The sequence below is a fragment of the Exiguobacterium sp. QJM3NY_9 genome (assembly GCF_056173545.1).
The window spans coordinates 2113889-2133749 of the sequence record NZ_CM149679.1; the positions used below are offsets into that span (position 1 = coordinate 2113889).

Sequence of the window (19861 nt, forward strand, 5' to 3'; positions counted from 1 at the left end):
CTCACCCCGATATGTAAGGTGTCGCGGCTGATGCTGGGATCAGTCCCCGACTAACTAAGTCTTGTAAGGCCATTTGCATCGTCTGCATCCCATACTGTTTTCCGGTCTGCAAAACGGATTGAATCTGATATTCCTTACCTGTGCGAATCAAGTTTGAGACGGCTGGTGTCTCGACCATGATTTCAAGCGCCGCGACCCTGCCTGTACCATCGGACCGGGGCATCAAGCGTTGCGAGACGACACCCGCCAGGACATTTGCGAGTTGGGCGCGAATTTGATCCTGTTGCTCCGATGGAAAAACATCGATGATCCGACTGACTGTCGAGGCAGCGGTCGACGTATGGACGGTCGCGAAGACGAGATGTCCCGTCTCTGCAGCTGTGACTGCCGTCGAAATCGTCTCCAAGTCTCGCATCTCCCCGAGCAAGATGACGTCCGGATCCTGACGGAGCGCAGAACGTAAGCCACTCGCGAATCGTGGGGCATCAATGCCGATTTCACGTTGGTCAATTAAACTTTTATGATGACTATGTAAGTATTCAATCGGGTCCTCAAGCGTAATGATGCGTTTATACATCGTCTGATTGATTTCGTTGATCATCGCAGCGAGTGTCGTCGACTTCCCTGACCCGGTCGGTCCCGTGACGAGAATCAAGCCATGCGGTTTCGTTAAAAACCGTTTGAGGACAGGAGGCAACGATAATTGTTCGAGTGTCGGCACTTCAGTCGGAATCGTTCGAAAAGCCATTGAGAGTGCACCACGTTGATAAAAACAATTGACGCGGTAACGGGCGACACCCGTCACACCAAAGGAAAAGTCGATGTCACGATCCTGTTTAAGCTGCAGGTACATTTCCTCGGTAATCAGCGACTGAACGAACCCGTCGATGATGACCGGCTTGAGTTTATCCGTCCCGTAAGCAATCAATGTTCCATTGACGCGAAAGACGGGGGGAGACCCTGCCGTCAAATGGACGTCAGAAGCCCCTTTTTCTTTTGACGATCTGAGAATGTCTTCGATTTGTGCGCGTTCCATCGTACTCATTCTGATATCACCGTCCGTAAGATTTCTTCCGTCGTCGTAATTCCTTGGGCGACTTTTGTCAGTCCATCCGCTAACAGGAACCGTTGACCTTGCGACTTGACGTACATCGTGATTTCGCTTTCCGTCGATTGGTTCATAATCATCCGTCGCAATACTTCATCGATCATGACGACTTCCTGGATCGCGAGTCGCCCCCGGTACCCCGTCATGTTACAAGACGAACAGCCGCGTCCGCGCATGACGGTCGTTGCTTCGATTCCTTCTTGCGCAAACAACTCTTGTTCGCGTTTTGAAAGGGGTTGGACTTCCCCGCAATCGCGACAGACGCGACGGACGAGACGTTGCGCAATCAATCCGGTAACCGACGCCGCGACAAGGAATGGTTCAACTCCCATGTCAATCAGACGGGTGATCGAACTGATAGCCGAGTTCGTGTGCAACGTCGACAGGACAAGGTGTCCCGTCAATGAGGCCCGAATCGAAATTTCCGCCGTTTCAATATCGCGGATTTCTCCGACCATGACGACGTTCGGATCTTGTCGCAAAATCGAGCGTAGCCCACTCGCGAACGTCAAGCCGATCTTACTGTTCACTTGAACTTGATTGATGCCGTCGACTTGGTACTCGACCGGATCTTCGACCGTAATGATGTTACGGCTCTCATCATTCAATTCGTTTAGAGCCGCATACAATGTCGAGGACTTACCAGACCCTGTCGGTCCAGTAATCAAGATGATACCGTTCGGTCGTTTCAGCATCTCCCGGAACTGGGATTCATTGCGTTCACTAAATCCGATTTTCGTAATCGAGATATTCGAGTTCGAACTGTCGAGAATCCGGATGACGACTTTCTCACCATAGACCGTCGGAAGCGTCGAGACACGGAAATCGTAGGCGAGACCATTATAGATGTACTTGATCCGTCCGTCTTGCGGCAAGCGTGATTCCGTAATGTCAAGCTCACTCATAACCTTGATCCGGGTCGTCAAGATGTTCTGAATTTGTTTCGGGTAGTTGTTTTCCGTCCTCAACTCCCCGTCAATCCGAATCCGAATCGATAAGGAGGCTTCCTGCGGATCCATGTGGACGTCGGATGCCCGTTGCGAAATCCCATTCTCGAGAATTTGATTAACGAGACGAATGATTGGCGCATCTTCGCGTGTCACGACATCCCGCGTCGCATCAGACTCCATCATTTCATCGGATTCGAGTAACTCCCGGAGTGATGAATCGATATCGTAATACTTTAAAATCGTCCGTCGGATTTCATCGCGTGTCGCGATGCCGACTTCAATCATCAACCCCGTCTGAAGCCGCAGGTCATCAATCGCAATCAAATCGAGCGGATCCGCCATCGCAATGAATAAACGGTTGCCTTCCCGGTAGACCGGGACGAGCGTATGGCGCTGAGCAAGATCTTTTGAAATCAGCTTCGTGACAGCCACGTCGACCGGATAGTTATACAGTTGAATGATCGGTATCTTCAATTGATGATGGAGCGCTTCGAGTAGTTGTTGCTCCGTCAAATGCCCTAATCGTAAGAGCGCATCCCCTAATTTTTCAGTCGGTCGTTTGACCGTCAAGGCTTCTTCAATCTGAGTTTCCGTGACGAGACTTTCTTCAAGCAGCATCTCGCCGAGACGTTTCCGTTTCATTGCCATTTAGTTCGTCACCCTTCCGCGTGCCATGTTTCTTCTTCATCAAGTACTGTCGGTCGCTGTTGTTTACCATCCATCATACTTGTGATTGCCGTGACGATTAAGAGTGTGACGATATATCCCGCAATGACGAACGGATTCGCCATCCAATCGAATTTGACGAGCATGTAAAGTGCTAACACTAGTACAAGTGCCATCACTGAAAGAATGACTTTCGCACGTGCCGTCGCGATGAATGGGATTTGAACCGCAAACATCAAGCCACAAATAATCGTCGCCAGACCCATAATGATTCCGAGCTCAATTGCTAAATCTGTCCAGTTCATAGGATCCCTCATTTTCTATTGATTTTTAGCCGACTGCTGGTTCCGCCGTCTCGTTTTCGACCGGGGAAGCTGGATCGCCTTCTGTCGGAGCATCTGGTGTATTCGGTGACGTCGGTGTATCGGGTGTTGCCGGTTCGTCTGGACTTGTCACATCTGACTCAGGGTCCGTTTGATCCGTCGTCTCGGATTCAGCATCGGTTTGATCCGTCGTCTCGTCCTGGTTCTCTTCAGCAGGTGGTGTGACGACCGGTGCTTGCTCTGCTTGACTGCTCTTCGTGACGATTGCCGGTGTCGCGGCATAAAAATCAAGTGCGACCAGGATTTTCTCTTCGCCTTTGTTAGACTTGATGATGCGGTACAGTTCAATCGATGTTCCTTCCGATCCGGACTGTGTATCACTTGTCGTTCCAGCAGATAGCGTCGCTGAATAGCGGGTGATCGTCCGATACGGAATTGATTTTTCACCTTCAAGCACTGCTGTGACTGTTTCTTTGAACGGCATTCCCCGTAGTTCAAGCGTCACGTCACTGCCCGTCTTCGTCGCAATGAGTTGATAGCTGCTCGCTTGTGTGTTGCGCACTGCAAAATCTGTCTTTTCATCAATTCGGACATCGTAACCGAGTGTGATTCCATCCGGCAATTGATCGTGTGGCATCCGCTCGACGATTTCAAACGGTGTTTTTGCGAAGAGTTCATATAGTTTACTGCCGATATATGAAGCCGCCACACCGTCCATTCCGTATGTCTTCGTATTCATCAACTGTCCAGCTTTTAAGTCAACTTGTGTCATCGCGTCAACCATCTGTTCTTCGGCAACTGAGCGTGTTGTAAAGGACACCGAGGAAACGACCTCTTCCGTTGATGGAGATGTTGTCGAGGCAGCCGGATCATAGTTGCCTTCTTCGAGTTGTTGTCCCATGTTCGTCAGCCATGCTTTAAATGCCGTCGTTTGTTCCGGCGTGTATACGACCGGCTGCGTCGACAAGAATGCTTCGACGCCCGGTTCGTCAAGCGTGACGTCCAAGTCGCCTCCCTTTTTTAAAGAAGCTGCTTCGACGGCCTCATCCACTTTAAACGTCACGAGCGTCGTCGGAACGGGAACAAGTTCTTCTTCCGTCCCAATCGTCAATGGCGTTTTGTTCGACCAGGTCGTGATGGCTTTTTGAACTTTTGGTTTTGCTTCTTCCCGTGTCATACCACTAACCGGAACAGAGGCAATCCGGGCACTTTCAGAAAACTTCTCACTGACGCTTGCTTGTCCCGTAAACGAAATCAGCGCAAACGAAGGAACATAGATTAAGGCAATCAAGAGGACTAAAAGAAGCGTATGTACTGCAAAACGTTTAGGATTTATCATCATCTGTTTCCTTTCCTTATGAAATAACCATTTCAGGTGTCTAGTATTTCCATTATAATGAATATTATGATGAAACATAAGTCCTATCCTGACAATAACTTTCATCATGTGTGAATACATACCGTTTTTCATTTTTGAATAGATAATTCATATTGAGTCAGATACGAGGTGAATCCATGCAAAACAAGCAACAAGGCTTTTCATTAATCGAAGTATTAGTCAGCATCACGATTCTTTCAATCATTTCAGTTTCACTCATCAGCATTTTTTCCCAGTCTTTATCCGCTTCTCGTGATAGCACGGAATTGACGTTTGCGAATTACCTGGCGAAAAATGCCGCTTCTTATATCGAACGGGAAGCCGTCGAAGCGGAGAACGGACCCTTCGTATTCGATACGCTTCTTGAACAGACGAAAGGCACCCCATATCAGAATGGTAGCTATACAATACCGACGCCGAACACGCCGTCATGTGGTGTATCGGCTATTTGTGACTCAATCTTCAATGATGCGGAAATAAATAATATGCCATTCGATGTTAAAATCAGTGTTACCCCGCATAAAATCGAAGGAATCGAAAATCCGAACCTCCTCGATTTATACGTCTATGTCTATCTCGACGGTCAAGCTGAACCGATTACATCATTGAAAGGATCGATTACGAATGCGACGCTCAACCAAAGTTTTCCCGCAACAAAATGACGGATTTTCCCTCGTCGAATTGCTCGTTGCCATCGTCATCGCTGCGATATTTAGTGGTGTCATCTTGACCGTCTTCATCTCCGGTACAAAGAGTTTTCAGGCGACGGGAATCATCAGCGAGCTCAGAAGCGAAGCCGATAGTTCGGTCGGACTCATTTTAAATGAAATTACCGGCTTCGATGCCATTCGCATCACAACAGCGAATGAGCTGTCTTTCTATAAAAAGACATTGCCTAGCCTTGACCTTGATTCCGGTCTACTCAAGCGGACGGACGGCTTCATTCCGTTCAACGCCAATGTTGAACAACAAAATGAAGTCACATCAACTCCAATCACCTATACATTCGCAACACAACAACTTGACGAAAACATACTTATCTACGAAGGTGCACTCGAAAACATCAATGATCAAACAGAAATCAAAAAGACCTTTACGATTTCAAGTCCCGAGTACGTCGACATCACGACCGGTGACTACCCGGGCAGATACGTCGTCCATGGCATTTTGACGATGACGCTCCGAATTCAGTCGACGGATAATGAAGAAACACAGACCTTGAATAGTACGATTGGATTTTAGTTCAGAAAGGACGACCCATGAAAAAATCTGAAGAAGGTTATACGCTATTGTTCGTACTCGTGACATTGACCGTCCTATCGGTCTTAGCAATCGCGACGATTGGTGTCAGCCTGCAATCGACACGATTGACGGAAATTCGCGGAACGAATATTGAAGTCGATACAGCGACGCAAAATCAACTCGATCAAGCGATCGCAGCACTCCAACAACTCGTCGCAAAAACCAGTCAAGAGAATCCAACCAGTTCCTCAAAAGAGCTATTTGCAGATATCCCGAATGAAATCATACTCCCCTTGAAGACGTCGGCTCCTCTTGTTGATGTTCAGTTAAACGAAGCCGCCTCGAACGTCCGCGTTAAAGCGTTCGATTTGACCGCTCACGTCGAAGAGACGAAAGGTGATCAACCGACGGTCAAAAAGACCTATACTCAACGGGTCTATTTATCAGCGATTCCTAGTTTTCTATACTATACGCTCGGGTCCGACAATCAAGTCATCTTAAATGGAGCACCACGAATCGAAGGGAACGTCTTCTCGCGGGAAGCACTCAAAGTTACTGCGACGCCAAACTTCATCTATAACGGTCAGACAGGTCACTATACAGATAAGCTGGCCCATCCGTACATCGATGGACAAGTTCGTGTTTTCCAGCCGCAAACTCAACCGCTTTTAACATGTACAGACTTTTTACCATGTGATGCGACCGTCTTTGATCCGACTACCAAAACGGATCTTGTTTCAACGAAAGACACGCTCATTCCGTTCGATTTTGAATTTGCCCTGAATGATTTCTTAACGATTCCAAGTAACACACCACTCGCCTCCGTTTCGACCTACTTAAAGAGTCAATCAATTGAAAAATCGGTGCTGACAGGACCATTCTTGAATGAATTGAGTACGAAGAAACAAATCATCATCCCAGCTCCGACTGAGCAAAATACAGTGACGATTACCGATGATATCGTTAAAGAATCGCTCGAACCGTTAATCATCGATGGGAACTTGACGATTTCTTCACTCAATCCGATTACGCAACCGCTTGAGATTAAACGCCCGATCGTCGTCCTCGGTGATTTATTGATTCGGGGTAACGTCAGTTTTGCGACAACTATCTTCTCGACCGGTTCTAGCCGGTTAGATGATGCCAACATTCAAGGCATCACGAGTTCAACGAATCAAAACACTCTGATTTTACTCAGCAAAGGAACGTTAACAATCAATCGTGTCAATAAGTTTTCCGCACCTAAAACAACCGCACCGGACATGAATGCCTTTCTTTACAGTGATTCGCCTACCTTGAATCGCATTTATTCCGTCGGGTCGACGATGAACTTACAAGGTGGAATCTTCACAAAAGGACAGCTTGAGGTTAATGCGTATCGCGGGACGCTGGACTTACCGGAAGCGCGCTACCCGGCAGATGTCACCGCGTTGACCACTTTGATGAACACGAAAAAATCTGCTGACGCGGTACAATCTCGTCTCCGCCTGAAATATGATGCGAGTGTCCTGAAAAATCCGACGTCGATGCTTCCACTCAGTCGGGCTGTCAAAATGTATGTCGAGACTCCGAAACGAACAACTCCTTGACGCAAAAAACCCCTCGACATTGATGGATGTCGAGGGGTTTTTCATTGAAATGTTGTCGCACCATACGCTCGTGCCAACTTTTTGACTTTTGTCTTCTTGACTTCTGCACCTTGTTTTACCAACAACTGATAAATATCCTGTCGGTCTTGTTTGACTGCTTCATAAATCGGCTGATGCTTTCCGACGTTCGGATTTGCTCCTGCTGTCAGTAATTGCTTAATCACAGTCTCATTTTGATCGACCGTCGCATAGTAGAGAGGCGAATTTCCAGCTTTATCGAGCGCATTGATATTTTTTCGTGTAGCTTCTTTAATCAATAAAGCATAAGCATCCGCAGATTGGTTCACGCTCGTCGCAACATGCAGGACTGTCTGTTGTTGCTCATTCGTTTGCTCGACGGAAGCCCCCTTAGCAAGCCATTGCTTGACTACAGAAACTGGTCCGAACCGGGCGACATAAAACCAGTTAACTTGATTTTTAACACTCGTGTCGTCCAGCAAAACTAGTGCTTTGTCATAGTCGAGTGCTTCTTGGAACTGCTGAATGTACTGATTCCGGTCTTTCGTCGATAAAGAAACGTGTTCGACTGCTGACGCAAATGCGTCAACATCTGACGTATCGATACTCTTTTCAAACGCTTGCTGGTTTCGCTGTTCGATCAACAAGTAGGTCGTTGCTCCAATTCCGATTAGAAACAGGAGAACGACGCTAATGATTTGCTTTTTCTTCACGTCATTTCCCCCGTCACTTAATAGACATCCGTATCTGGTGAAGTGCTCGAACCTTCAGAAGAAATCGTCACTTTAAAGGTCGCCGTCAACGGTTGTTTCTCCGTCGCACCGGTTTTGATGACTTCAAGGACCGATTGATTTGCTTTTAATGCCGTCACTTTGACACGTGCGACACCTGGGCGAATCGGTTTTAAGGCTTGTGCCGATGAATCAATCTTCACATACTCTTTTCCTTGAAGCACTTCCAACCGATAAAAACGCTCTGTCGCCGTCACGGGTAACCAGTTCAAGACAGGCTGCTTTTGAATATCCTGCATGGAAAGTGTTAAATCGTTCGCCGTCAAATCAGTTGGATTTTCACGTACCATGATTTTCGTGATGGCTTGTGTCGCTGTAAAATCTCGAAGTTTCAGTAAGGCGTCGACTGGACCAGCCGGTGTCCCCGTTATTCCCTTGACTGTGTAACCAGCCGCCGTTTGAATGAGTTCGATCGCCGGACTAGACGTCGAAACAGCGAACGGTAATCGAATACTCGGTGTAAAGGTCGCTGTGACATCTTGTGTCGTGTTGACCCATAACTCTAGGTTATTCGGTGTTACGGCTAGTTCCGGTAATTTAACTTCAATCGTATAGACTTGCGACTGTGCTAAATAGGTTGTGCTGCCGCTCGATGCCGGAACAACGGCTTGAACGGTCATTGTGCCTGGTTTTTTTCCTGTTAGCGATAACTCATCTGTTGTCAGACCGGTAGCCTCGACTAAATCGTTGTTCGTGACAAGCCATTTAATCGGTGCATCCGTCCCGGACAACATGGCTGCTTCGCCCGTCATCGCTTTCGTCTGTCCGACGTATAACTCGCTTGGTACACCACGGACGATCAATCCACCAAAGACATCGTTAATCGTCAACTTCGAAGTCGCGACTAACTCACGTCCATTCGCGACGGGGACAATCAATTTAATTTCCGTCGTTCCGATTTTCTTCGGTTCGATGATGCCTTGATCGCTAATCTTCGCAATGCTCGTATCTTCAATCGACCATCTCAATGTGCCGTACTGGCTACCTGCCGGATTGATTTCTGGCAATACCTTATAAGACGGCGTGTTGATATCCATCCGGACAGCTGGAATTTTAGCTTCCGTCGCAAAGCGGGTCGATAAGGCATATCCTAGTCTCGGGAACGACTGGACATCGTTCGCAAGTGAAGTCGATTTATCGACGCCATTTTTTTTATCACGGTAGATGGTCTTCGTTGAAACAATTGTATTCTCTTTTTCATCGAAGACATGAACACCTGCCGCATCCTTCGCTCGTACTTTTACGGTAAAAGTCAGTTCCGACGGCTTTGCAATCCATAATCCTTTGTGGAGCCCTTCAATCGCTTCATCATATTCGATGTCCGGTACATTCCCCGTCAATGTTTGATTGACGATTTTCGCACCGTTAAGACCTGTTGCTGAGACGACTTCGACATTACTCGGGAAGTTTTCTGTAAACAAAATATCTTCCATCGTTACTGAAAATTGTCCCATGATGTAGCCGTTGTTACCGATTGCATCTTTTTGAAGCATCGGGCTTGTTTTGACCGTATACGTAATCGTTGCTGTTTCCCCTTGCGGAATCGTTGCCGGATCGATTGACCGTGATAACGTGAACGGAGATGAAGCGGATGGCTGAACGATTTGGACGGTACGTGTCTCAATCGTTTTCGCCCCCCGTTGATCCTCTGCTTCGATTCGGATTGTCGCGGTTGTTTTCCCTGTCAACTTAGCATCGAAGCTTTGGCTGACAAACGAATTGTTTTTTAGTTTATTATTTTCATACACTTTTTCATTGTCGATGTAGATTCGTGTCTTCAATTCCCGATCGCGTAAGTCATAGTCATTAACCTTATACGATACCGTGATTGGTTCATTGTCTAAATAACTCGCTTGATTGGCTGGCAGGATATTTTTAATGAGCGGTTTATGATTCGCACCGATGAAAGCACGGTACATCGTGTTCGAGAACAGTTCTTTTTCCTGTTGTTGGTTAAACGTCGAGGTATGTCCTGCACCAGAATACGTCACATTGCCTTTTGTATACATGTAGTAATGGTTACGGGCATCGCCGATCGTGCGTCCGGCTGACTGATTCGAATCAGCCGTACTATTTTCCCGAATGTTGTACCACGGAATTAAATCGGGTTTTTCTAAATCAAGACCAAAGTATTGGTCATGGGTTGTTGCGATTGAGACTTCATCCGCTAACGTAAACGGGTACGACGTCATGACACCGTCATTTTGTTTGACCGCCTTCCCTGACGTCCGCTGTGCTCCGTACCCCATGTTCGTGAAGTTCTTTTGCCCGGCAAGTCCGGCAAATTTCTTTTCCCAGAACAGTTCCGGATTCGCTGACTGACTTGGACGGAAAATCGTATCGTGCGACAACATCAGTCCTTGCCCGGTGTTCGTGAAATCAAGGATTGCATTCGAGGCCGCATCATTCAGCGACGCTGCTCCGTAAGAATCTTGAAATCCAAAGATTAACATGTCGTACGTCGTATTTAAGTTTCGTGATGCATACGTACTGTTAAATGCATCTGCCGTAATGACTTCAACGTTAAAATCATAGTAACCGGTTTCTTTCAATAACGTACCGGTGTTCATAAAGCCATTGATTGAACCCGTCGATCCACTGCGCGTCACCTGTAAGATTTTTGCTTCTGCGACTTGGTCCTTCATTAAGAAACTACCTGTTTTGTAGTCGGTCAGTCCATCGCTACTCGATACACGGATCATCCAGTTTCGGGGTCCCGTATAACTCGGAGCATCGAAATTATAGCTCAATGCCCCTGTTTTAGTAGCCGGCTTCTCATCAACCTTTTCCGATTCTTCAAATTGGTCATTGCTATCAAAGTCGATATACAGTTGCGCTAACTGACTCGTGTTCTCGAGCGTTGTCGTGTACATGAAGTCGATCGGAACGTTCGGAACAGCTGCCTTTCCTTTATCGATTCCTGTTAATGACACACCGTTTTGTTTGACGGAAACACCTTCTAGCCGCGGACGGATGACCTTTTGAGTCTTTAACTTCGTCACGACTGTCTGAATATCCGTATATCGAATCAATGCATTTGATTTAAGATCTTTAAAGATGGCATTAAAATTGCTTGACGTATGTGTCAAGACATCTTGATGTAGAAAAACCGGCAGCCCTTTATTGACGAAGGCACTGACGATTTCATTCCCCTTTAGCTTCGTAATGTCATTCTCAATCTTACTCGTATTATGTGCTTTCTTCGTATCCGAAATCGTCATTGAATAACGGTCGTTTCCTGTGAAGACGGATGGATCAAAGACGACAGCATCAAACGCACCATCTAACGGAAAACGAGAGGCGTTCAACTCTTTGACCGTCATCATTTCAATCTCATAGCGGGTCGAATCGAGCCCGTTGAGCAATGAGGTGATCGCCGTATTTGGATCAATCCGGTTCGTCGTCGACCATGCATCCCGGATTTCAAGAATTTTCAACTTATCTGCCGCAGCAGCCTTCGTATGTGGTTCCTGTATATAATTAAAACTTGTAAAGATCAGTACACTGACTAAAAACAGACGTAACCACCGTTTCATCTTCCATCGTCTCCTCGTCGTAAGATCATAAAATATAGGACTATATTACCCCAACCTTAGTATACAAGGACTTTTAGCGTTTTCCCTTTTTTGTAAAACGTTGTCGCAGTATTTTTTCACGAACGACACTGATGAAGTAAAGAGATCCTGTTACGATGAGTGTTTGATTTGTTCCTTCGTATTCAGCAAGAAACGAATCGAGTTCTATGACATTTGCCCCATCCGCAGTCAGTTCTTCTAGCGACCGGGTTCGCGAAAAATCAAACGTCGTCTCCATAATCGTCGGTGTCACTTCCTGAAATTGTTTAATCATCGCAAGGCGATCTTTATCCCGCAAAATGGAACAGAGGATGACGATTGGCATCGTTTCCTGCTTTAGGCGGTCGACGAGCGCCTTGACGCCTTCCGGATTATGGGCGCCGTCGAGGATGATGCGCGGCTCGCGCGAAATCGCCTCAAACCGTCCCGGATGTTTGGCGTTTCGGAGACCACGACGAATTGCCGTCTTCGACCAACCGAGTTTCTTTGCACAGATGACGGCGTTCGCTGCATTTTCGACTTGATGATGCCCTTCGAGTCCAAGTCGTGTTTCGGGAATCCCTTCATATGTCGCCCATGTCCCTGTCGCGTTCAGCCGGTACGAGACGATGGCTTCCTGACTCCACTTCAACGTCGCTGCCCGGTCGCCGCAATAGGCCATCAACGGGACCGTCAATTCCTCTTGCAGTTTCCCGGCAATGACCGATGTTCCCTGTTTGATGATGCCGAATTTTTGAAGGGCGATCTCTTGGAGCGTATCTCCGAGAATCGCTTGATGATCGTGACCAATCGAGGTGATGATGGCAGCAATCGGTTGCTTCAGTACGTTCGTCGAGTCATAAAGCCCTCCGAGTCCGACCTCGTAAATGACGAAGTCTGGCCGAACTTGATTGAAATGATAGAAAGCAAGTGCCGTCAACGCTTCAAATTCCGTCACTGTACCAATCGTCGGCTCAAGCTCGGTCATCGCTTGCTTCACTGCATTTGCTGCCTTGACGAGATCTACTTCAGCAATCGGCACTCCGTTCAGCATGATCCGTTCCTCGAACTGAATGATGTATGGGGATGTAAACGTCCCGATGTGTAACCCTTCCGCCATTCCCATCTCCCGTAAGAAGGCGACGGTCGACCCTTTCCCGTTCGTCCCCGCGACATGGATCGTCGGAACAGCATCCGGATCAATCTTTAGTTCTTCCAGTAACGCTTCCATCCGACTTAATCCCGGTTTGATACCGAATGCCAGTAACCGTGACAACCACTCTAATACGTCTTCTCTCGTCTCCACTCTGTCCCCGCTCCTTTAAAAAAAGTGGCTCAAGGAAACTTGAGCCACTGTTGAAATTATTGAGATAGTTCGTTGATTCGCGCTTCGACTGCCGCACGTTTTTCGTTATAATCCTGTGCTTTTGCTTGTTCTTCTTCGATGACATGTGCCGGTGCTTTTCCGACGAAACCTGGGTTGTTGAGTTTTTTCTCGACCCGTTCGACTTCCTTCGTATACTTGACGAGTTCTTTGTTCAAGCGGGCGATTTCTTCTTCGATGTTGATTAAATCAGCCAACGGAATGAACAATTCTGCGCCGGTCACGATGGCACTGAGTGCTTTTTCCGGTGCTGCCATGCTGCGTTCGACAAGTAATTCGGAAGCATTCGTAAACTTTTTCAAATACGAGACGTTCGTTTCTAGGTCATGCTGTACCTGGTCGTCACTCGTCGAAATCATCAACTGGATTTGTTTTGACATCGGTGCGTTCACTTCGGCACGAATGTTCCGGACCGACCGGATGACGTTTTGGACAGCTTCGAATGCCGGCACTGCTTGCGGGAAGTCGAGTGTCTCATTACGTGTCGGCCAAGCCGCACGCGTGATCGTTTCCCCTTGATGCGGCAAGTGTTGCCAAATCTCTTCCGTGATGAACGGCATGAACGGGTGCATCAGACGCATGATTTGGTCGAGCGTGTACGCAAGAATCGAACGCGTCGTCAATTTAGCGGCCTCATCTTCACCGTTCAGCGGTAACTTCGCCATCTCGATGTACCAGTTACAGAAATCTTCCCAGATGAAGTGGTAGAGGATTCGACCGGCTTCACCGAACTCATACTTATCGGATAATCGTGTCACATCATCAATCGTCGTGTTCAGACGTGTCAAAATCCACTGATCGGCTAATGATTTTTCGCCCGTCAAATCGATTTCTTCATACGTCAGACCATCCATGTTCATCAGTGCGAAACGGCTTGCGTTCCACAATTTATTCGAGAAGTTCCATGTCGCTTCGATTTTTTCCCAATAGAAACGTAGGTCGTTTCCTGGCGTCGAACCTGTCGTTAAGAACCAACGGAGTGAATCGGCACCATATTTTTCGATGACGTCCATTGGATCGATTCCGTTCCCGAGTGATTTCGACATCTTCCGTCCGTCCGAGTCACGAATCAGACCGTGAATCAAAACATCGTTGAACGGGCGTTCGCCTGTGAATTCATACGATTGGAAAATCATCCGCGATACCCAGAAGGCGATGATGTCGTACCCCGTAACGAGTGTCGACGTCGGGAAGTATTTTTGGTAGTCCGCAGCATCCGTATTCGGCCAACCCATCGTCGAGAACGGCCAGAGCGCTGACGAGAACCACGTATCGAGGACATCGTTGTCCTGCTCCCAGTTTTCGATGTCGGCAGGTGCTTCTTTCCCAACGAACACTTCACCTGTTTCTTTATGGTACCAGGCTGGAATACGGTGTCCCCACCAAAGTTGACGGCTGACACACCAGTCACGGATATTCTCCATCCAGCGGACATAGGTGTTTTCGAACCGTTGTGGGACGAAATTGATTTTATCGTCGCCCTGTTGTTCAGCAAGTGCTTTTTCAGCGAGTGGCTCCATCTTGACGAACCATTGCAGTGACAAGTACGGTTCAACGACTGCATCTGACCGTTCCGAGTGACCGACCGAGTGTAAGTGGGGTTCAATTTTAATCAAGACGCCAGAGGCTTTCAAATCTTCGACGATTTGTTTACGGCAGTCGAAGCGATCCATACCCTCGTATTTGCCGGCATTTTCGTTCATCGTCCCGTCTTCGTTCATGACGAGGACACGCGGTAAATCATGACGGTTCCCGACTTCAAAGTCATTCGGGTCATGGGCAGGCGTGATTTTAACGACACCTGTTCCGAATTCCATATCGACATATTCGTCAGCGACGATCGGAATTTCTCGTTCGACGATCGGGAGCGTGATGGTTTTACCGACGAGGTGAGCGTAACGCTCATCTTTCGGATTGACGGCGATTGCCGTATCCCCTAGCATCGTCTCCGGGCGCGTCGTCGCGAGTTCAACGTGACCTGTTCCGTCCGTCAACGGATAGCTGAGGTGGTAGAACGCACCTTCGATATCTTTATAAATGACTTCGATATCGGAAATCGCTGTTTTCGTCGCCGGGTCCCAGTTGACGATGTATTCGCCACGGTAAATCAAGCCTTTTTCATACAGCTTAACGAATACTTCCTGGACCGCTTCAGATAACCCTTCATCGAGCGTAAAGCGCTCGCGTGAGTAATCCAGACCAAGTCCGAGTTTCGCCCATTGCGCACGAATCGTCGACGCATATTCTTCTTTCCATGCCCATGATTGTTCGAGGAATTTCTCACGTCCCATTTCTAAGCGCGATTGTCCTTCTGCCCGCAATTTTTGTTCAACTTTTGCTTGCGTCGCGATTCCCGCGTGGTCCATTCCCGGTAAGTACAGGACGTCGAACCCTTGCATCCGTTTCATCCGTGTCAGCATGTCTTGTAACGTCGTATCCCAAGCATGACCGAGGTGTAGTTTCCCTGTCACGTTCGGTGGCGGGATGACGATCGTGTACGGTGCTTTCTCCGGATCTTGATCGGCTTTGAAATATTCCCCTTCCAACCAAAAGTCGTACCATTTTTCTTCCGTCGCCTGCGGATCATATTTCGTCGGCATTGATAATTCCTGCATCTAAATCGCTCCTTTTATCCATAATAAAAACGGCTACTCTCGTCCTCATCTAAGGACGAAAGAAGCCGTTGCTCTTCCGCGGTACCACCTTAGTTCACCCCGAAAACGGGAGTGCCCTCTAGCCCGCGTAACGTGCGGAATCCGGATATCGCTCGCTCACGCTTACGATACCAGCTCGTGGGGTGACCTTCGCCAGGACACACTGTCACATCTCTCAGCCGGTGGATGTGCTCTCTCTTACAGTCTGTTGTCTGACTACTCTTCCCGTCAACGCTGTTTCCAAATTATTCTTTCCTTATTTTATCCGAGACGTCCATCACCCGTCAAGAACTCCTTAACGGTTAAATTCGACCTGGAGTTCTTTGAACGTCAGTTCGACGGCTTCAATCGTCCGTTCGATATCATCATCCGAGTGGACGGTCGATAAGAAGAGTCCCTCGAATTGTGACGGTGGGAGGAAGATTCCGCGCGCCGCCATCTTTTGATAGTACGAACGGAACATCTCGAGGTTCGATGTTTTCGCTTGTTCGAAATTCGTCACGGGTTGATCGGTGAAGAAGACACCGAACATTGCGCCGGCCCGGTTCGTCGTCAACGGAATATTATATTTCGCAGCAGCCTGTAAATAGCCTTCTGCTAGACGATTTGCTTTTTGGTCAAACACTTCGTAGTGCTCCGGTTTTAATTGCGTTAAGGTCGCAAGCCCCGCTGCCATCGCAAGCGGATTCCCCGACAGGGTACCTGCCTGATAGATTGGACCTTGCGGCGCGATTTGCTCCATGATGCCACGGCGTCCACCGTAGGCACCGACGGGCATACCACCACCGATGACTTTACCAAGACATGTGATGTCTGGCGTGACACCGAAGTATCCTTGGGCACAGTTGAAGCCGACACGGAAACCGGTCATGACTTCGTCGAAGATCAGCAACGTACCGTGTGCTTCCGTGATTTCACGAAGCCCTTCGAGGAATCCGGCTGCCGGCGGGACGAAGCCCATGTTCCCTGCTGCCGGTTCAACGATGACACCTGCGATATCGTCACCATGTTTTTCAAAGGCTGTCCGGACAGCATCCATATCATTATACGGAACCGTCAACGTCATGCTGGCGATTTGTGCCGGAACTCCCGGTGAATCGGGAAGACCGAGCGTCGCGACGCCTGAACCGGCTTTAATCAACAACGAATCGCCGTGTCCGTGGTAACATCCTTCAAATTTCAGGATTTTCGTTTTGCCTGTAAACCCACGCGCGAGACGTAATGCCGCCATTGTTGCTTCCGTCCCCGAGTTGACCATCCGGACGACCTCGACGGACGGGACACGACTGATGACGAGTTCTGCCATCGCTGACTCGATTTCAGTTGGTGTCCCGTAACTCCAACCGCGTGTTGCCTGTTCTTGAATCGCCGCCGTGACGATCGGATCGGCGTGACCTAAAATCATCGGTCCCCATGATAAAACGTAATCGATGTATTCTTTCCCATCGATATCGTATAATTTTGAACCACTTGCCCGTTCGGCAAAGATTGGTGTCATACCAACTGATTTATAGGCACGGACTGGACTGTTCACGCCACCCGGCATGAGTGGTAATGCCCGCTCAAAGGCAGCTTTTGATTTTGAGTTCTGATTGGTTAAGCTCATTTCGATTCCTCCAAGTAACGACAGATGTCTTTCGCGAAATACGTGATGATTAAATCTGCTCCAGCACGTTTAAAGCCAAGCATCGTCTCCATGACGATTCGTTCTTCATCAATCCAACCGTTGAGTGCCGCTGCTTTGACCATGGCATATTCCCCTGAGACGTTGTAGGCGACGATTGGTAAATCAATCCGCTCGCGCACGTCCCGAATGATGTCCATGAAGGCAAGCGCTGGTTTGATAATCATGAAGTCTGCCCCTTGTTCTACGTCAGACGTTGCTTCCCGGAATGCTTCACGGCGGTTCGCCGGATCCATTTGATATCCTTTACGATCACCTTCACCCGGTGCTGAATTGGCTGCATCACGGAATGGCCCATAATAGGCAGAAGCGTACTTGACGCCATAACTCATGACCGGAATATGGCTGAACCCATTCTCATCAAGCCCTTGACGGATCGCAGCGACAAAACCGTCCATCATCGATGATGGTGCAATAATGTCTGCACCGGCACGCGCTTGTGAGACGGCCGTTTGAACGTGCAGTGGGAGTGAGGCGTCATTATCGACTGTACCGTCCGCGACGATGCCGCAATGTCCTGTCGATGTATATTCACAGAGACATGTATCCGCGATGACCGTCAATTGCGGTGCGAGTTTCTTGACGAGACGCGTTGCTTCTTGAACGATCCCGTGATCATGGAATGCCCCTGTGCCTTGTTCATCTTTTAAATGATCATGTGGGACACCAAATAAAATCACCGACTCGATACCGAGTTTTACGATTTCGTTGATTTCTGCTTCGAGATGATCAAGCGATAGGTTGAACACACCAGGCATCGAACTAACTTCCCGCTTAATGTCTTCTCCTTCTGCGATAAACAGTGGATAAATCAAATCTGATTTATGCAAATGATTTTCTCGTACGAGTGAGCGAAGTGAAGCCGTATTTCGCAAACGGCGGTGACGTGCGAATTCTAATGTGTTCATAACAGTTCCTCCTCTAAAATACAGTCAATCAATCCGTCGAGCGTAAACGTCTTCGCGATGCGCAGAGGATACAGTCCTGCTGCTCGCGCTGCTTGTTCCGTGACCGGTCCAATCGCGACATACGTCGCAGACGTTTGAAGTGCTAACGAAGCGAGTGCTTCGACGGCCGATGGACTTTGTAATCCGATAAAATTTGCGTCTGACAAACGTTCTCGTGGAATCCGTCGGATGTTCGTTTCATACGTCACGACTTCGAGGACGTCAGCTGCGACGAGTTGTTTTAAGTGTTCGAGTGGTTCTTGGCGCGACCGATTCCCACGGGCAAAACAAATCCGTTGGTTCGGCAATAGTTGATGCTGTAACTCGGCGACGAGAACATCACCCGTAAAGGCAGATGGGATGAAGTCCGCGGTTCGCCCCGCTCGTTCGAGGGCTTGCGCTGTTTTTGTCCCAACAACTGCAATTTTCGTTTTTTGTAATCGTGGTAAATCGGCCTCGATTCGTTCGACGCCTGTCGGGCTCGTCACGACCAACCAATCAAGTGCCGGTGGCAATTCGAATGCAACCGGTACCGTCTCGATACTTGGTTCGTGAATGACTTCAATCTGTCGTTCCGCTAAACGCTGCACTTGCTGCGAGTTCGGTGGCCGACTCCCGGTCAGGACAAGCCGTTTATAAGTCATCCGGCAACGATGCAAGAATTTCGCGACCGCCGGCATCGAGTAACCGATCCGCGACGAGTTGACCGAGTTGCATCGGGTCAAGCGAAGTTTCGCGTTCGAGCAAGATTTGTGTCCCATCGACTGAACCGATGAAACCGACGAGTGTCGTCGATAAATCTTCGTTGATCGTCGCAAAACCACCAACCGGGACGTGACAGCTTCCTTCGATCGCGGATAAGAATGACCGCTCGGCAAAGGCCACTTTTTCAGTCATTTGATCATGAATTAAATTTAAAAGATCACGGATTTCCTGGTCTTGTTCACGGCATTCGATTGCCAAGATACCTTGACCGACAGCAGGAATCATCTCGTCCGTCGAAATGTATTCCGAGACGATTTCATCTGACCACCCCATCCGTTGCAGACCAGCTGCCGCAAGTAAAATCCCGTCGAATGGTCCTGTCTTCAACTTTTCGAGACGTGTATCAATGTTTCCGCGAATCGATTCAATCTTCAAATCCGGACGAAGTTTAAGCAATTGTGAGCCGCGGCGTAAACTGCTCGTCCCGACCGTAGCACCTTCAGGCAGGGTCGCAAGTCCGCCTCCTGTTGTTGTGATGAGCGCATCCCGTGCATCGACACGTGCAGGTGTTGATCCGATGATAAGACCTGCTGGAAGTTCTGACGGAAGATCTTTCATGCTATGGACAGCGAAGTCGATTTCTTCATCCAGCATCTGTTGTTCGATTTCCTTGACGAATAATCCTTTCCCGCCGACTTTAGACAATGTCACATCAAGGATTCGGTCCCCTTTAGTGATGATGTTTTTGATTTCGAATTCATATGGAGCACCCGCTTGTTTCAATTGCTCGATGACCCATTTCGTCTGTGTCATCGCTAGTTTCGAACTGCGTGAACCTACTATGATTTTTCGCATGCTAAAATCCCCC

At 48.3% G+C, this 19861-nt stretch carries 15 protein-coding genes; 3 read left to right on the forward strand and 12 right to left on the reverse strand.

Translation table 11 applies throughout. From position 1 onward, the window contains the following. Position 1: 1 nt before the first annotated feature. From AC0VYQ_RS10925 to AC0VYQ_RS10940, 4 genes are read right to left on the reverse strand one after another with little or no spacing between them, the layout of a single operon-like run. Entirely contained in the window at positions 2–1045 is a 1044-nt protein-coding gene (locus AC0VYQ_RS10925; protein ID WP_159173032.1) for a type IV pilus twitching motility protein PilT, read from the reverse strand. After that, a complete protein-coding gene (locus AC0VYQ_RS10930; RefSeq protein ID WP_475403552.1) occupies positions 1042–2706 on the reverse strand; it encodes a GspE/PulE family protein in 1665 nt (554 codons plus the stop codon). Before AC0VYQ_RS10930 ends, AC0VYQ_RS10925 begins: the two co-directional genes overlap by 4 nt. Before the next feature lie 8 nt (positions 2707–2714). Continuing rightward, positions 2715–3029 (reverse strand): hypothetical protein, encoded by a 315-nt coding sequence (locus tag AC0VYQ_RS10935; protein ID WP_475403553.1) that lies wholly within the window; start codon positions 3027–3029, stop codon positions 2715–2717. A gap of 25 nt (positions 3030–3054) precedes the next feature. After that, complete coding sequence (locus tag AC0VYQ_RS10940) at positions 3055–4389, reverse strand: G5 domain-containing protein (protein ID WP_475403554.1); 1335 nt, start codon at positions 4387–4389, stop codon at positions 3055–3057. Between the two features lie 173 nt (positions 4390–4562). Here AC0VYQ_RS10940 and AC0VYQ_RS10945 point away from each other — a divergent pair, with 173 nt between their 5' ends. Genes AC0VYQ_RS10945 through AC0VYQ_RS10955 form a run of 3 tightly spaced genes read left to right on the forward strand, consistent with a single transcriptional unit; the run spans position 4563 to position 7256 of the window. Next, positions 4563–5087 carry a type IV pilus modification PilV family protein gene (locus AC0VYQ_RS10945; protein ID WP_088837545.1) on the forward strand — a complete coding sequence of 175 codons (525 nt, stop codon included), beginning with the start codon at positions 4563–4565 and terminating at the stop codon, positions 5085–5087. Continuing rightward, on the forward strand, positions 5050–5667 hold the full coding sequence (locus AC0VYQ_RS10950; RefSeq protein WP_475403555.1) for a PilW family protein: 618 nt from the start codon (positions 5050–5052) through the stop codon (positions 5665–5667). Before AC0VYQ_RS10945 ends, AC0VYQ_RS10950 begins: the two co-directional genes overlap by 38 nt. 17 nt (positions 5668–5684) lie before the next feature. Continuing rightward, positions 5685–7256 (forward strand): type II secretion system protein, encoded by a 1572-nt coding sequence (locus tag AC0VYQ_RS10955; RefSeq protein WP_475403556.1) that lies wholly within the window; start codon positions 5685–5687, stop codon positions 7254–7256. Positions 7257–7297: 41 nt separating this feature from the next. Here the strand turns inward: AC0VYQ_RS10955 and AC0VYQ_RS10960 are convergent, their stop codons facing one another. The 8 genes from AC0VYQ_RS10960 to hemC all read right to left on the reverse strand — a co-directional run bounded on the left by AC0VYQ_RS10960 (position 7298) and on the right by hemC (position 19848). Next, a complete protein-coding gene (locus AC0VYQ_RS10960; protein ID WP_475403557.1) occupies positions 7298–7987 on the reverse strand; it encodes an ankyrin repeat domain-containing protein in 690 nt (229 codons plus the stop codon). A 17-nt stretch (positions 7988–8004) separates the two neighbouring features. Then, entirely contained in the window at positions 8005–11601 is a 3597-nt protein-coding gene (locus AC0VYQ_RS10965; protein ID WP_475403558.1) for a DUF5057 domain-containing protein, read from the reverse strand. Positions 11602–11674: 73 nt separating this feature from the next. Further along, positions 11675–12925 (reverse strand): bifunctional folylpolyglutamate synthase/dihydrofolate synthase, encoded by a 1251-nt coding sequence (locus tag AC0VYQ_RS10970; RefSeq protein WP_475403559.1) that lies wholly within the window; start codon positions 12923–12925, stop codon positions 11675–11677. Positions 12926–12981: 56 nt separating this feature from the next. After that, a complete protein-coding gene (locus AC0VYQ_RS10975) occupies positions 12982–15618 on the reverse strand; it encodes a valine--tRNA ligase (RefSeq protein WP_475403560.1) in 2637 nt (878 codons plus the stop codon). Positions 15619–15952: 334 nt separating this feature from the next. Further along, a complete protein-coding gene (hemL, locus tag AC0VYQ_RS10980; protein ID WP_475403561.1) occupies positions 15953–17263 on the reverse strand; it encodes a glutamate-1-semialdehyde 2,1-aminomutase in 1311 nt (436 codons plus the stop codon). After that, complete coding sequence (hemB, locus tag AC0VYQ_RS10985; RefSeq protein ID WP_475403562.1) at positions 17260–18249, reverse strand: porphobilinogen synthase; 990 nt, start codon at positions 18247–18249, stop codon at positions 17260–17262. The genes hemL and hemB overlap by 4 nt, the downstream gene beginning before the upstream one ends. Continuing rightward, positions 18246–18932, reverse strand: a complete 687-nt coding sequence (locus AC0VYQ_RS10990; RefSeq protein WP_214845200.1) for a uroporphyrinogen-III synthase — start codon at positions 18930–18932, stop codon at positions 18246–18248. The genes hemB and AC0VYQ_RS10990 overlap by 4 nt, the downstream gene beginning before the upstream one ends. Continuing rightward, complete coding sequence (hemC, locus tag AC0VYQ_RS10995; RefSeq protein ID WP_088837553.1) at positions 18922–19848, reverse strand: hydroxymethylbilane synthase; 927 nt, start codon at positions 19846–19848, stop codon at positions 18922–18924. The genes AC0VYQ_RS10990 and hemC overlap by 11 nt, the downstream gene beginning before the upstream one ends. Between the last annotated feature and the right edge of the window lie 13 nt (positions 19849–19861).